The organism is Dyadobacter sp. CY261, from assembly GCF_021440085.1.
GTDB lineage: Bacteria > Bacteroidota > Bacteroidia > Cytophagales > Spirosomataceae > Dyadobacter.
In genome coordinates this window covers 52,633-67,914 of sequence record NZ_JAKCPW010000006.1, presented here as the reverse complement: position 1 = coordinate 67,914, position 15,282 = coordinate 52,633, and the positions used below count along the sequence as shown (strand labels likewise).

The window sequence follows — 15,282 nt, the reverse complement described above, 5'->3', positions numbered from 1 at the left end:
CTGACTGTCAGTCAATCTGTTTATGCGCTCTTCCTTTATCAAATGGAGTTTGTCGGGATGTCGGATCATTCTTCCGGCAATGCTGCTAATGCTTAGCCACATGCTACGGGCCGGAGACTACACGCCTGCCCAGGCACGAGCGGCATGGAAGCGCATGAAATCACAGCCGGTAACGGAGGCCAACTTTCGCGAAGCGTGCGATTTGATCCAGGATATCGGTAGGAAGAACCTCGATATCAGCTATGAAATACTCGCAGAATATGTGCCCGTCGTACAGAAAACGGGCGATCGGCAAAAGGTGCACGTTCTGCTGATGAGCTGGGCCAAAGCCAAGGCATCGCTTGATTTCTTCGAGGATGCCGAGAAGCTTTTTGTGAAAGCGCGGGCAAATGCGGCCGGTACCGGGCGAATGTACCGCGAAGCCCTGGCCCAAACGATATTGCTCTACGGCGAATGGGACCACCCCGATTCGATGCGCAAGTATATCGCTTTGGCGGAAAAGGAATGTAAAGCCGCGTCCGACAAGGAAAACCTGTCTTTTGTATACACTTTCAAAGCGCTTTCGGACATGACCGACACGGCCTCCATGCGCCGCGATCTGAACAAAGCCATTACCCTTGCCGTAAACCTGAAAGACAAAAACGCCCTTTTCACCGCCCGCTACAATTATGCCAACATTTTCCTGCAAACCAACCCTTTGAAGCAGGTCATGGAATTCGAGTCGCTCCTGGAACTCGTAAACGATTCTTCGCTGGCGCGCTTCCCCAAAAAACTGTACGAAAGGACTGCATTCACGTTCCGGAATCCCGGCCCGAGCGTTTATTACCAGCTTATGCAATTGAACCTGTTGCTGACCGATTTCGAATCGGCGGGAAAATTTGCCGAGCTCTTTTACAATGCCAGCATTAAACCTAATCCTGACGGCGCACAGGCGCCTTATTTCAATGCCGAAATGGCACTTGTAAATGCCTGCCGACAGCAATATGCGACCGCAGCGGAGTTTCTGGACAGGAGTTTCAAACAGTTTAAGCTACCCGAGGAACAGATCCCATATGTCAGCTATTTCGCAGCCGCCGGACTGCTGGCCGAGCATCGTAAGGATTATGGCAAAGCAGAATATTATTATGGGAAATTTGTCAGCGATCGCGGCTACTCGCATGGGATGCATGTGTTGCCCGTGGAGCTCTATTATGCGCACATCCTGACTGTAAACCGGAAATTTGATGAAGCAGGTAAAATCCTGGGGAGATTTCCCGGGATGCTGGCCAAACAGAAATATTCGGCCACGGGCTATTATTATAACCAGTACCTCGCCGAATACCTGAAAGCGAAGGGCGACTACAAGGCTTACACTTCCGCTCTCGAGACGTTCTACGATATCAAGGATTCGCTTACCAATCTGAACAAATACCGTGCTGTCCAGGAGGTTTTGGCAAAAGTAAGGATCAAAGACAAGGAAGAGCAGATAGTCAGGTTAAATGAGGAAAGTGCCTACCGCGACCGGGAAATCCAGAGAGAGCGGCTGTTTTACGGGGTGGTGATCGGCCTGTCGGCGCTGGCGATCGGGTTGCTTGTATTGCATTCGCGTAACAGACAGATACGTGCGCGCCAGCAGGAGGCTTTGCAGCGAAGCGAAATCGAAAGAATGGAAAAACAGCGGCATATCGATCTGATGCAAGGCGTAATGGAGGCGGAAGAAAAGGAACGGAAAAAGATTGCGGACCAGTTGCACGACGAGGTTAGCGCAATGCTCGCGCTGGCGTCGCTATCGGTTTCGTCGACCCTTGAAAAAGGACGGGACGACGAACAGGCAGAACCGAAGCTTGTCAAAACGAAAGAAATACTCTCATCGGTGTCGAATACAATCCGGGACCTCAGCCATCAGCTCAATCCGCTGGCTATCGAACGTTACGGATTCAGAAGGGCCGTTCTGGACTCTGCGGAGATCATTAATCTGTCGGGTAAGATCGTGCTGGATACGGTGGTAATTGGTTTTGAGGACTCGGGCAGCCATACGCTTTCCTTTCTCAATGACCTGTACCGCATTATCCAGGAGTTGCTGCACAATGTGCTCAAACATGCCAATGCTACCAAAGCCTCGCTGGAAGTAGTGGAACATACCGATATGATTTCGGTGATCGTGGAGGACAATGGGGTGGGGCTTTCCCATGGTGGACGTGCAGAAGGCCAGGGGCTGAGCGCTATCCGCTCGCGGGTGGCATACCTGAACGGAAAAATGGAAATCAGCAACAAGCAAGAAGGCGGTGTGCTGGTGGTGATCGAAATTTACCTGGAAACGAAAGAGTAACCTATGCCGATCAAAATCATCATCGCAGACGATCACCCAATGCTCGTGGACGGTATTCTGGGGGTGATCAGGGAAATTCCCGACGTGTCCGTGGCCGAATCCGCAAGCAACGGCAGGCAGCTCATTTCGCGGTTAAGACAGACGCATTTCGACATCGTATTGCTCGATCTCAATATGCCTCAAATGGACGGTATCGAAACCCTGAAAATAGTCCGCCGCGATTTCAATGCAACCAAAGTGATCATTTTCACCAGTTACGGGCAGCCCGAGTTGCTGCGCGAGATCAAAAAGCTGGGAGCGGAGGGTTATCTGATCAAAGATTGTACATCGGTGGAGCTTAAAGAAGCTATTATAGCTGTCGCGAAGGGCGGCAAGTGGTTCCGGGGCATCCTTTCAGACACGCTGATGCCCTCTTTTCAGCTTGACGATTTTCTAAAAAAATACCAAATCACCCCGCGGGAGGTGGAAATCCTCAGGCACATTGCTGAGGGGCTTACGAGCAAGGAAATTGGCGAAAAGCTGTTTATCAGTGAGTTTACCATTAATGCCCACCGCCGGAATATCTGCCGGAAACTGAATATCTACACATCGGTGGGGCTGGTTAATTTTGTCCGTAAGAACCGGATACTCTAATAGTTAAACGGGTTAATAACAGACATTCCGGAAGCAATACCCCCGGAATGTAATCATTATACAACCCTAAAACCCAATTTATGAGAGACAATATTGGAGATGCAAATATAATGGAAATAATCCATTTATTTGGAAAATATCCAATGTGTATTTTAACTTATTTTCCGGTTGGCTTGGGTTATGGGGTGCGTAATTGTACATGTTCTGGACTGGAATGATTATTACTGCTATTTAATGTCCGTGCCGGTTTGCGCACCTGAAAAGCACCCTGATATTAACGTTCCGTCGATCAAATGAAACCATTCCAACGCCCTGAGCCCTCCGGCGATATGGGCATTTCAGTAAGCCGTAGACGCTTTTTTCGCCAATCTGGGGCGGCTGTTTTATCCACAGCGCTTCTCACTTCCTGTGATAACTTCTTTGATAAAATCTTCCCTTCCAAAAAGGATGATCGCGACAAAACACTTGCATTCTTCGGCGACAGCCTCGTTGCCGGTACGGGTGGGAGCCGCCCTTTTGGAGCATGGGTCGGTGATGCGCTTTCGGAACGACCGATTGTAAGCGACGGGATAAACGGGCAGGTTGCATTATCTATTGCCATCCGACAGGGTGGGATCCCGCTGACAATGTCGGTAGCCGGCGGCAAGTTTGATGGGCTGGAACCTTTAAGGGTTACCAAACTCAGCAATGAGTTCCTGTCGACACCGCTTAATGGCAATGTTTACAGTCGTACCGGCATGCTCGCGAGTTTTAAATGCCAGCTCACGCGCAAAGTGGTGCCTGGTTCAGGCGAGGTCTACACTGTGGAACCGATCGCCGAAACCGGGACGGAAACTCCGGTAGACACTGAAATCCCCGACAATTCGGTATTTGAGCTGGAAGATGCGGCAAATCTGCGAACGGCAACACAAATATTATGGTACGGAAGGAACGACATGACTGAGGACAGGCCGGCAAAAGATATTAAAGATGCGATCAAGGCCTCCATTGATTATATAACCGAACCCCGGCGATACCTTGTTTTAGGTGTACTGCCAGCCGTAGCCGAAACGAAGGGCACCAGCCGTTATGCGAAGGTCACCGCTTTCAATGACGACCTGGCGCTGCTGTACCGAGATTCATACGTAGCAATGACGCCACCCACCGACGCTGAAATGGAAGCCATCGGCTACACACCGACCACTGAGGACCGTGCGCGGATCGAAGCCGGAAATTTTCCTGTCGGAATGCGCCCTGACAACAAATCGGATGAAATACACCTTAATAATGATGGTTATCGGATCATTGCGAATAGGGTAGTTAAAAAGATCAAAGATTTGAAATACTAATGCATTGCCGGAAACTGTGATCAAATGATACGAACCAATATTCTCTGGACGGGCCGGGAATACTATTCTCTTGAGAATTGCCGCATCGACGGCAACGAAAATGGCACACTCATCGAATCGGCGATCGTGGGGCAGTATGGCGATGACCTCTATCAGGTCAATTATCAAATCAGGGTCAATGAGTACTGGGAAACAGTTTTAGTAGATATCAGTTTCTATATCAATCATGTCTATCGTCATCTTAATCTGATAAATAGTGGAGAGGGGAACTGGCTTTTGAATGGCGAATTGAATGACTCATTTAGCGACTGCGTAGACATAGACCTGCCGTTGACGCCCTTCACAAATACATTACCGATTAGAAGGTTAAATATCCCCATTGGCGAAGAGCGGCCGATTAGAGTGATTTATCTCGATTTGCTTGAAGATAGCATCACGCCCGTCACCCAAAAGTATACCAGGGTTTCAGAGACCGTGTTCCATTACGAAAATGTCCCCAATGACTTTGAGGCTGATATTGTATTAGATGCGGATGGCTTGGTAGTAGATTATCCGGAGCTGTTTGTCAGGACGGTGCGGAAGGATTTTTAATGACTAGTCGGAAGGCGACCTGTATGTGGTACAGGTGATGTCATAGCCAGTTTTATATACTAATCAGAGAGTAGCGGTTGAGCAATATTGCTTTTTAAAAGTAACTATAACCAACCTGACCTTTTACGATGAAGTGTATGATCCTGATGTGCCTCTCAATCTGTGCTGTTGCAGCAATGGGGCAGATTAAGAGCCCGCATGACAATGTGGTAATTACCTCCGAAAACACGAAAACCCGGACATACACGGACGAAAATGGTGTATTGCACGTAAACGTATCTCCAAAGGACATCCATAAATATAAGGCAGCCAAATCGGTTCATTACAGTGATTTCAGCGCCAAAGGTGATGGCAAAACCGATGATATCGACGCGATTAGGGCAACTCACGCGTTTGCCAACATGCACGGCCTCGCCGTGAAAGCTGACGACAGGGCTATCTACTACATAGGCGGGAAGGAGCGTACCGCATTTATCCAGACTGATACGGATTTCGGCCAGGCCGCTTTCATCATTGATGACACCGAAGTAGAAAATCGCAATGCCTCCGTTTTTACGGTAAGTTCAGGCCTCAAACCGTTTAAACCGGAAGGAATAACTTCCCTCAAAAGGAACCAGAAAAAAATCGAAGCCTCGTTGCCCGGTCCGTGTCTGATCACGGTAACGAATTCCAATGTAAAGCAATACATCCGGTTCGGACTGAACCAGAACAGTGGGTCTTCACAGACCGATATCTTTGTCGTCGACAAAAACGGCAACGTGGATATGAATGCCCCTATCATCTGGGACTTCGATCAGATCACGGACATTACCGCTCTGCCGATCGATGAAACTCCCCTAAAAATCACCGGTGGACGCTTCACGACCATTGCCAATAAAGCCGAATCCAAGTATACCTATTATAACCGGAACATCGCGATCAGGCGGTCGCATGTGCTTTTGGAGGGGCTGGAACATCGCATAAAGGGTGAAGACGACCAGGGCGCTCCCTATGGAGGCTTCATCAACATCGGTGACTGCGCCAATGTAACCGTAAAAAGTGCCATCCTGACCGGGCACAAAACGTATAACACCATTGGCGCGGCGGGCAAGCCTGTCTCAATGGGTACTTACGACCTTTCCGTCAACCGCGCACTGAACATATCCTTTGTGAATTGCAGCCAAACCAATGACATTAACGACAATATGTACTGGGGCATCCTGGGTTCTAACTTCTGCAAAAATCTTCTTTACGACCATTGCACCCTCTCCCGGTTCGATGCCCATCAAGGCGTTGCGAATGCTACTATCCGTAACTCGACCCTCGGACATATGGGGATCAATGCCATCGGCAGTGGGCTTTTATTGATAGAAAACTCGACCATCCGGGGCAGAAGCATCGTCAACCTGCGCCCCGACTATGGCAGCACTTGGCAAGGAGAGCTGATAATCCGCAACTGCGTTTTCGTACCGGCGGGCGGCAAGCCGGTGAGCGCCTCGCTGATCAGCGGTTCCTATTCGGGGCAGCACGATTTCGGCTACACCTGCTACATGCCCGAAAAAATCACCATTGAAAACCTTCGCATCGACGATTCCCAGCATCCTGAAAACTACCAGGGCCCCGCTATTTTCGCCAATTTCAATCCGGAAATGACTGATGCATCTTATCAGGAAAAGTATCCTTATGTTAAGACCAGGGAGGTTATTTTGAAGGGTGTGACGACGGTGAGTGGCAAGGCAGTGCGGGTTAGTGATAACGGGTTTATGTTTAGGGATGTGAAGGTCAGGGAGGCTCGATGACGGAAGGAGCTCTGCCCGGACTTTTGATTTCAATTTTGTTCAAGTATACTTTCGAACTCCCACTTGATCCAATCCATCCAAAAGCCTCTATCGTCCATCTCTGAATGTTCTACCTGTTTAAACGTAACCATCCAAAATGAGGGGTTCGAAGAATCCTTGTCCGATATAGGGATATTTATAACGGGATTGTCTTTCGTTGCGGGTATAGAAGCAGCTATCTTATTTGCTTCTTCAATGGCCTGATCCTGTGTCATGCTGGTGTTTTAATAGCTCTGTTTGATGTGATTCCCAAGGTTTCAAGTTCGTCGACTATCGCCGACAGGTAACAACGAATTTTCACGGCTTTCTCCTTACCCCCAACGCTGCTCCAGCGCAAATCGTAACAAGCTGTTCTTTCCCGTCAGGTTCAGCTTTTTGGCGATATTCATACGGTGGTTGGACACTGTTTTTTCACTGATGAAAAGCTCGTCAGCGATTTCCTTGCTGGATTTGTATTCGGAGATCATTTTCATGATGTGTGTTTCAGACGGGGTGAGCAATGCTTTCAGGTCGTTTTTCGATTGTCGTTGCAGGGCCGATGTCTTTTTGAGGAGGTAGGCCGATATTTCGGGGCTCAGGTAAAGTTCGCCGTCTTTGGCCTTGTAAATCGCGTGCACAATATCGGAAACGGCGTTTTCTTTGAGGACATAGCCCAATACGCCGATTTCCAGCGCTTTCAAAAATGGAGCCTTTTCCTTATGCATCGTAAGGATAATGATCGGAAGGTCCGGTTGGATATGAAGCATTTTCTCAGCAGCCTCCAGTCCGGTCATACGCGGCATGTCGATGTCCAGAACGACGACATCCACGCTGTGCGACTGAAAAGAAAGCAGCGCTTCCTGACCGTTTTTCGCACTGACGATCACTTTCAGATCGGCGTCCATTTCGATCACTTCTTTGAGCCCTTTCAGAAATATGGGGTGGTCGTCAGCAATCAGCAGCCTGATTTCCATGGTCAGAAAGGAATTTGAATATTAATAATAGTACCGGATGGCTTGTTTTCGAGGATTTCGATCTGGCCGTTGAGGATGTTGAGCCGCTCCCGGATTCCGATCATCCCAAAGCCTCCCTTTTCCGTGGCAACAGGCCCGATACCCACACCGTTGTCCTCTATACGTATAGCTATCATCGTATCTTTCTTGCTTATCTGAATTCGCGCCGCATTGGCCTGGGCGTGCTTGAGAATGTTGTTAAAACACTCCTGGACGATCCTAAAAACATTCATCTCATTGGTTTTGGTGAGCAGGTTATCAAAGTTTTGAATATCGGTTTCCAGCCCGATCAAGCCTGTTTCCACGACATCTTCCAGTAAACTATGCAGCGATTGCGTGATCCCCAGCAGTTCCAGATGCAGCGGACGCAGATTATAAGAAATATTGCGGACCTCCTGAATAGCGTCAGTGACCATCTCTTCCAAATCTCTGAGCTGTTTTTCCCGCAGCTGAGGTTTCTCAGTATCTCTCTTGATCATCAGGACCTTGTTTTTAACCATCCCCAGACTTTGCCCCAGACTGTCATGCAGTTCTGCTGCCACCCGCTTGCGCTCGCTTTCCTGTGAACCGATCAACTGCTGTGAGAAAAGCTTTGCCTGCGCCAGGGCCTCCGCCTGGGTTACTTCCTTCTCCCTTTTATACGTATTAAGCTTATTAGCCAGCGCGAAAGAAAGAATGATCGCTTCCAGGCCGGACCCGATCTGATAGGAGCCCTCCGTAAACCAGTTCTCGGGAATAACAGCCATGTCCTTCATCATGAAAATTAAAATGCCTGCCAGTAATGCAGTGAAGGCCATCAGGTAGTACTTGGCTGGCTTGAATCCCTGCCTTAGCACTGCAAAACCGATCAGATTGGAGTAGATAAGGAAGAAGCCCACGGTCAGCCAGTTAAGCTGAAAGCCCAGCAATAAATAACCTGACAGTGAAAGCACAATTATCGCGACGCATGACACCACAATCAGCCAGCCCAGTTTTTTCAGGCGTGGGCAATAATAGCTTGTGTTCAGGAATGAATTGGTGAAAAGCAACGCGAATATAAAAGCGAGGCTGCCGGAATAATTGGAATGATTGGCCTGTGGAAAATGCGGGACCATGAACTGCAGAAAATGGCCTTTGATATAGCTGATGTTCATTGCTACGCAGAAAATATAAAACACGTAGTACAAATAAGAGCGCTCCCGTATCGAAATAAATACAAACAGATTGTAAATGATCAGCGCAGCGATCAATCCAAAATAAAAGCCGTGAGCGATGTCATTCTCCTGGCTGTTTTCATAAATGTGCTGAAGGGTCGAGATTTCAAGCGGCACGCGTATAATGGAGTTGCTGCGCACGCGCAGATAGATCGTTGCAGTATCTTTTCTAATCAGATTGAGCGGCAGGATTGTCTGATTGGTGAGGACCGGTCGGTCATGATAAGGCAATGCAGAACCGACGTTCGTGATGTGCATTTCGATTTGGTCATAACTAGGCCGGGTCTCTGTAAAGAGGTCGACCTGTTTCAGAAATGGTGCTCGCACGTGCAGAAACCATTCCTGCTGCATTTTGCTTACTACACGCAACTTCAACCAGAATGTGGAAGCACTGGGCCCTACGTTCAGGATTTCCTGGGTCATAGGCCGGAACAATTCCGGCTTGCCTTCTACGTTGCTTAGCTGCAATGCGTTGGTAGGATCTTCCAGCATCAGCATATTTCGTCCGACAGAATAATTGGACTGCCTGTAATCCAGCTCGATTACAGGCAGTTCCGTTGTCTGGCCCATTACGGTCATTGCAGACAGCAAGTATAAAATGACTACGAATCGACCGACGGGTAACATTATATCAGCTCAGGTGTTTTGATATCGAGGAGGTCATCAATGTATTGTGTACAAAGCGAATGGGGGTTATAATCTTTGAATTCCAGGCTGAGTTTTTTCACATTGTTTTTATATGCACCGTCGGAAAGTACCTTTTCCACACCCGCTCTGATTTGCGCGGGTGTTGGAAATTCAGTTTTAAGGTCGATCCCTAGTTTGAAATAGCCGATCCGGGCATTGATTTCGTTTTTGCCTTCATGGACACCCGCCGCGACCAGCGGCAGCTGATTTTGTATCCCCAGCATTACACCGCCATACCCTCCGTTGGTGACGTACACATCACAATGCGGCATGATGTCATTAAAAGGAATAAAGTCGCGGATGACGATGTTCTTTTGCGGATAACGTGCCTGTAACTCCGACGTGCCCATCCCACCCGTCGTGGCGATCACCAGCACGGGGGTGTCTTTGAATGTATCAAGCGTAGGAACGAGAATCTTCTCCGGGTCTTTTTCCATCGTACCCTGTGTGACCAGGATCACCTTTTCATATTTTCCGAGTTGTTCTCCAAGGTCAGTAGGGCCTTTATTCCCTTTTGTGAAGGGCAGCAATGGTCCCACGAACCGCACCTTTTTGCTCATATCGGAGCGGCTGTATTCAAACCCCGGTGTACCGCTTTGGAGGAGGAGATCCGTTTTTTTGCACAGGACGTCGAAGATATTGCCCTCGACCGGAACCAGTCCATGCTCGCGGAAAAGCCTGGCGAAAAGGTTGGCGGCTTCCCTGAAGATGATCTTGTCCGCCAGAAAGCGAAAGACGTCCTGTTTTCTTCGTCCGAAAAAGCTGTTGGAAGGCGTCATAGCCAACCCGGTAGGAGGCAGGTCCCGGGAGCTTTCGATAAGAGGGAACACGCCTACCGACACTACTTTCTTGTTCAGTTTTTCCTTGACGAACGGCATGCCGGTAAATGCGATGTCGCTGATAAGCAGGTCGAATGACCAGGACTCGTTTATCTCTTTGATATCTTCATAAAACTCTGTTGACCTTAATATGAATGCGGTTTTAAGATCATATTTCAGTTTGCCAACGGCCCCACGGATTTTGTCGCGCTCGGGGAACAGGATGTGGACATTGTGCTGATTGAAATCAAGTGCATTCTTGAAGGGGTAGTAGGGAATGCCGAGGCGGCCGATCTTTTCTTTAAAGATGCTTCCCGAATACCATCTGACGTCGTGACCGAGTGATTTCAGGTGCATGGCTATGCCGGTGAGGGGATTGAAATGACCTTCATAAGGCATGTTGGCAAAAAGTATTTTTTTCATGACTAACAGGGATTGATTTGATGATTATTACTAAAACTCTCACAGCTGGCCGACAGGTTTGACCCGGAAAACCCCTCTGATGGACGCAGTACCTATCGAGATTAGTTGGGTAGCCGTATTGAGCCATCCGGCCGGTTGAACGACGAAGGTGCCGGTCACCCAATATTGGGTCTGATTGATCGACCCGTACAGACTGTCCGGAAGGTTCCTGTCCGGCTTGACGGATTCTTTTTCTATTTTGTCTTTCGACATCACAAAATTACCAGCCCCGCTACCCGCATAAAATGGAGACTACCACCCATTTCCATAGGTAGTAGTGCTCATATTTCAGGGAATGATCACACTCATCCTTGTGAAGCAGATTCAATCATTTTTAGCAATAATTCCCTGAGTAGTTTATAGTTTTCTACGCCTACTGCCTCTTCCCATCGTTGTTCAAAACCGCGATTTATTTTCTTGGCTATTTTTTTCAGTTGCTCGCCCTTGGGAGTCAGAATAAAAAGGGCTGCCCGACCATCATCCGGATCCGGAGTGCGATTCAGATATCCCAGGTTTTCTAACTGATAAACCAATGCGCTCATCCGCACTGCCACCGTTAGTTCATCCATCCACCACCCATCAGAATATTCCCCTATATTTGCCCCGCAAACTTTGAAAATAAAATATAGAGCTAATGGTAAAAACTAGGAAAAAATGGCCTTGGAGAGGCATACGGGTGCAAGTCCCGAAACCTATCAAAGTTAGCTCTTTGACGAAGTTTGCGGTGACCTCTCCTTATCTTATCACACTAATCCATTTTACATGCAAACTTCGGATGGTTCAGGTGTTGGCTCGAATGCACATTCAGTCACCCCAACGCATGATGCACGTCACGCATCAAATGTCAGCGCATCGCTGACAGATTCCCAGGCCGAGTTTTGGTATCTTGTGGAATGTCAGGGCTGTAAGGAGCTGGCGCATTCGCTCAGAATGATCCATGATCTGGCGCTTTATCATTCGGATATCCCGTTCGATACGCCCGAGAAATTGGCGCTTTTTGATTTGAAGGTACTTTGGGAAGGATTTGAAAAGATGGGGGAAAAGGTTTAGGAACTTGGGGACTGTTGGTGACAGTCCTTTTTTATTGCCACATCTTGGTGCCATACAGGACTTTGACCTCTTTTCGCCGGGCGCGATAATCACTGAGTGCCTGTGGAGACTGTAAGTCGAGTTTCGCTCCATTACACAGATGCTGGTGTATGTTTGTAGAGCTAAAAAGGCTATTCTGAACTTCAATTACCTGATTTCCATTGTATTCGAACAAGACAATTCCATTTATTTCCGGTCCTCCAACAAATAACCTGAACTCGTCATTCAGCCATTTCAAATTATTTATAGGATCTGCAACTCCACATACCGTGTCCACTTCCCGAACAGGGTCGTCGCTTTTGCAATTCGTTGTAAACAATAAAACGGCCATTAAGAAAACTGACGGCCCGGATTTTGATAGATTAATCTTATTCATACCTACGATCGGTTTGTAAAGCAGAGACCATATTTCGGCAGAAATGGTTGCACGAATATGTTGATCTTGAATCGGTTGACGTATGATGCTCTGGCTGTTTATAATGACCTTATGTTTTTTGCCTGACATTCGTTGGATTCGGCTGACAAGCATCCCATCCTGGACGAACCAGCGCATTACTCTTATACCAACCAATTCATAAGTGCGGGTATTTGTACTAAGTGTGAAAAACGAAAGCCATTTTGCAGGGATATTGTAGGCGAACACACTGATCACGATAAAAACGTAGACCAACCATAGAGAGCGTCTTTCAGCAAAGTACTGACCCCAATAGTGGCCGGTCACGCTGAATGAAACGAGGGTCCAAAATACATTGATCAATTGATTAAGCATGGAGCCTAAGATATTGAAAATTTCAATATCAGGTAGCTACGTTCAGCGCGGCATCGGGACCAGCACGCCCACGTGGAACGATGTGCCGCGGTTGTACATTTTCAGATCGTCAACCAATCGCCGGAGTCCGAGGTGATAACGTGCTTCTGCGAAAATCTTAAAGGATTTTGTAGGATAAGCAATGCCGGCGCCGCCTGCGAGGCCATAATCAAATGCTCTTTGCCCGAAGCCTCCATCCATCTTCACCACACCTGACTCGTCCTTTGTCACAACACCATCATATGTAATTTTGGAAGTGTACTTCAACTTCATCTTGCCGACGCGATAACGAAGTTCCGGACCAAGGGAAACAATGCCCTCAAATTTTCCAATTCTCTGTTTAACGTGCGGTGACATATTACAATGTTCGGTATAATTTGTAAATTTTCACAGTGAAAGTTGGGCGCGTTGCGGAAATGGACATAGTTGAAATGAAGACTATCGGGGGCAACCATTACTTCATCAACCTCGAATTACACAGAATCCTTTCTCAATAGCTTGTTAACACCCTGAATACTCCGGCCGAAAAATTCCATTAAGGGCAATAATCGTTTTTTCTACAATCGTCCTCCCGTCTTGTAGTTCAATGTAAGGGTTTGGATCGTCAGGGTAAATCTGCTGTATTACTCCCTCAGCCCGTTCAAGTCCGTTGATGTCCAGAATCATTTCCGCTTTCGCTCCACGGTTTTTGCAATCCATCAGCATTTCCATAAAGGTCTCATTTACTGATAATGTCGTACGTAAGTCCATATATTGTAGTGGTTTACCTGCTTGTAAAGTAGTTAGGCAGAACGTAGCGTTCTCACTTGGATACGCCGCTAAGTAACAATTGGTTCAATGGCTTTTTTCGTTCTTTCGGTCGTATCATCGTACCTTTGCGGCTTCAAAAAATGAGAAGATGATTACAGTTGAAAATTTGGCCGTTGAATTTAGCGGATCTGTCCTTTTTAGCGAAGTTTCCTTCGTTATCAATCCTACTGATAAAATTGCCCTGATGGGTAAGAATGGAGCGGGGAAATCCACCATGATGAAAATTATCGCTGGTGAACAAAAAGCCAATCGCGGCTATGTACGTGCGCCCAAAGACGCCGTGATCGCTTATTTGCCGCAACATTTACTTACCGAAGATAACTGTACTGTTTTCGAGGAAGCGGCCAAGGCGTTCAAGCAGGTTTTTGAAATGCGTGCCGAGATGGAAAAACTGAACCTTGCACTCGAAACCCGCACAGATTACGAGAGCGATGAATATATGGCCATCATCGAACAGGTTACCGAACTGGGTGAAAAATATTACCAGCTGGAAGAAGTCAATTATGACGCGGAGGTTGAGAAAGCCTTGAAAGGATTAGGATTCAGGCCGGAAGATTTTCAGCGGCAAACTAAGGAATTCAGTGGCGGATGGCGTATGCGCATTGAGCTTGCCAAAATACTATTGCAGAAGCCGGACCTTATTTTGCTGGATGAGCCTACCAACCATATTGACATTGAATCGGTGATGTGGCTGGAAGATTTTTTGGTGAATAAGGCCAATGCAGTAATGGTTATTTCTCACGACCGTGCCTTTATCGACAATATCACCAACCGTACCATTGAAGTAACTATGGGGCGGATTTTTGACTATAAAGCCAACTATTCACATTACCTGGTGTTGCGTGAGGAGCGCAGGTCACATCAGGTGAAGGCGTATCAGGAACAGCAGAAAATGATTGCTGATAATATGCAATTCATCGAACGCTTTCGCGGGACATATTCCAAAACCAACCAGGTATCCTCCCGCGAACGCATGTTGGAGAAACTGGAAATTATTGAAATTGATGAAATTGACAATTCAGCTCTTAAACTTCGTTTTCCACCTTCACCACGGTCAGGGGACTATCCGGTTACCGTGAAAGATGTGTCAAAATCCTACGGGGATCAGGTTGTGTTCAAAAACGCAAGCATGACCATTTCAAGAGGGGAAAAGGTATCATTTGTGGGCCGAAATGGTGAAGGGAAATCGACGATGATCAAAGCCATTATGGGCCAGATAGCTGTGGACGGAACCTGCCAGCTTGGGCATAATGTGAAGGTTGGCTATTTCGCGCAAAACCAGGCATCACTTTTGGATCCTAATCTGACTATTTTTCAGACGGTTGACGAGGTTGCAGAAGGAGATGTAAGAACCCAGATCAAGAATATATTGGGAGCCTTCATGTTTCAGGGTGAAGATATCGACAAAAAAGTAAGTGTATTGTCGGGTGGAGAAAAAACCCGGCTTGCCATGGTGAAGTTGCTCCTGGAACCTGTAAACCTGTTGATTCTCGATGAGCCTACGAACCACCTGGATTTAAAGTCGAAGGATGTTTTGAAAGAAGCACTTAGAAACTTTGATGGAACGTTGGTGCTGGTCTCTCACGATCGTGATTTTTTACAAGGTTTGTCACAAAAGGTTTTTGAATTCAAAGACAAACGAGTGATTGAGCATTTTGAGACTATTGATGCGTTTTTGGAAAGGAATAGGATTAAGAGTATTGCGGATTTGCAATTGGCGAAGTAGGGATTCAGAAATTACTTTAA

At 47.3% G+C, this 15,282-nt stretch carries 15 protein-coding genes; 7 read left to right on the top strand and 8 right to left on the bottom strand.

All coding sequences use genetic code 11. The annotated features are described in order from the left end of the window. The first annotated feature begins 22 nt into the window (after positions 1-22). From LZD49_RS17555 to LZD49_RS17535, 5 genes are all read left to right on the top strand, one after another. On the top strand, positions 23-2,308 hold the full coding sequence (locus tag LZD49_RS17555; RefSeq protein ID WP_234668879.1) for a sensor histidine kinase: 2,286 nt from the start codon (positions 23-25) through the stop codon (positions 2,306-2,308). Positions 2,309-2,311: 3 nt separating this feature from the next. Beyond that, a complete protein-coding gene (locus LZD49_RS17550; protein WP_234668878.1) occupies positions 2,312-2,941 on the top strand; it encodes a response regulator transcription factor in 630 nt (209 codons plus the stop codon). Positions 2,942-3,234: 293 nt separating this feature from the next. Further along, positions 3,235-4,269 carry an SGNH/GDSL hydrolase family protein gene (locus LZD49_RS17545; protein WP_234668877.1) on the top strand — a complete coding sequence of 345 codons (1,035 nt, stop codon included), beginning with the start codon at positions 3,235-3,237 and terminating at the stop codon, positions 4,267-4,269. A gap of 24 nt (positions 4,270-4,293) precedes the next feature. Further along, entirely contained in the window at positions 4,294-4,860 is a 567-nt protein-coding gene (locus LZD49_RS17540) for a putative glycolipid-binding domain-containing protein (RefSeq protein WP_234668876.1), read from the top strand. Positions 4,861-4,988: 128 nt separating this feature from the next. Beyond that, the gene (locus LZD49_RS17535; RefSeq protein WP_234668875.1) at positions 4,989-6,638 is read left to right on the top strand and encodes a hypothetical protein; all 1,650 of its coding nucleotides are present in this window, start codon (positions 4,989-4,991) and stop codon (positions 6,636-6,638) included. Positions 6,639-6,988: 350 nt separating this feature from the next. On the opposite strand, the gene LZD49_RS17530 is transcribed toward LZD49_RS17535, so the two are convergent. From LZD49_RS17530 to LZD49_RS17510, 5 genes are all read right to left on the bottom strand, one after another. Next, positions 6,989-7,630 carry a response regulator transcription factor gene (locus LZD49_RS17530; RefSeq protein WP_234668874.1) on the bottom strand — a complete coding sequence of 214 codons (642 nt, stop codon included), beginning with the start codon at positions 7,628-7,630 and terminating at the stop codon, positions 6,989-6,991. Positions 7,631-7,632: 2 nt separating this feature from the next. After that, positions 7,633-9,432 carry a 7TM diverse intracellular signaling domain-containing protein gene (locus LZD49_RS17525; protein ID WP_234668873.1) on the bottom strand — a complete coding sequence of 600 codons (1,800 nt, stop codon included), beginning with the start codon at positions 9,430-9,432 and terminating at the stop codon, positions 7,633-7,635. A 56-nt stretch (positions 9,433-9,488) separates the two neighbouring features. Then, positions 9,489-10,790, bottom strand: a complete 1,302-nt coding sequence (locus LZD49_RS17520; protein ID WP_234668872.1) for a glycosyltransferase — start codon at positions 10,788-10,790, stop codon at positions 9,489-9,491. Between the two features lie 39 nt (positions 10,791-10,829). Further along, positions 10,830-11,042: a hypothetical protein gene (locus LZD49_RS17515; protein ID WP_234668871.1), complete on the bottom strand. Its 213-nt coding sequence runs from the start codon at positions 11,040-11,042 to the stop codon at positions 10,830-10,832. A gap of 92 nt (positions 11,043-11,134) precedes the next feature. Beyond that, positions 11,135-11,398, bottom strand: coding sequence for a MarR family winged helix-turn-helix transcriptional regulator (locus LZD49_RS17510; RefSeq protein ID WP_234668870.1), 264 nt, complete (start codon positions 11,396-11,398; stop codon positions 11,135-11,137). A 193-nt stretch (positions 11,399-11,591) separates the two neighbouring features. Here LZD49_RS17510 and LZD49_RS17505 point away from each other — a divergent pair, with 193 nt between their 5' ends. After that, a complete protein-coding gene (locus tag LZD49_RS17505) occupies positions 11,592-11,879 on the top strand; it encodes a hypothetical protein (protein ID WP_234668869.1) in 288 nt (95 codons plus the stop codon). A 31-nt stretch (positions 11,880-11,910) separates the two neighbouring features. On the opposite strand, the gene LZD49_RS17500 is transcribed toward LZD49_RS17505, so the two are convergent. From LZD49_RS17500 to LZD49_RS17490, 3 genes are all read right to left on the bottom strand, one after another. Then, the gene (locus LZD49_RS17500; RefSeq protein ID WP_234668868.1) at positions 11,911-12,687 is read right to left on the bottom strand and encodes a hypothetical protein; all 777 of its coding nucleotides are present in this window, start codon (positions 12,685-12,687) and stop codon (positions 11,911-11,913) included. Between the two features lie 42 nt (positions 12,688-12,729). Continuing rightward, positions 12,730-13,083 carry an outer membrane beta-barrel protein gene (locus tag LZD49_RS17495; protein ID WP_234668867.1) on the bottom strand — a complete coding sequence of 118 codons (354 nt, stop codon included), beginning with the start codon at positions 13,081-13,083 and terminating at the stop codon, positions 12,730-12,732. Positions 13,084-13,227: 144 nt separating this feature from the next. Further along, positions 13,228-13,476, bottom strand: coding sequence for a hypothetical protein (locus LZD49_RS17490; RefSeq protein WP_234668866.1), 249 nt, complete (start codon positions 13,474-13,476; stop codon positions 13,228-13,230). A gap of 148 nt (positions 13,477-13,624) precedes the next feature. On the opposite strand from LZD49_RS17490, the gene LZD49_RS17485 reads away from it, so the two are divergent. Beyond that, on the top strand, positions 13,625-15,262 hold the full coding sequence (locus LZD49_RS17485; protein WP_234668865.1) for an ABC-F family ATP-binding cassette domain-containing protein: 1,638 nt from the start codon (positions 13,625-13,627) through the stop codon (positions 15,260-15,262). Positions 15,263-15,282: the final 20 nt, after the last annotated feature.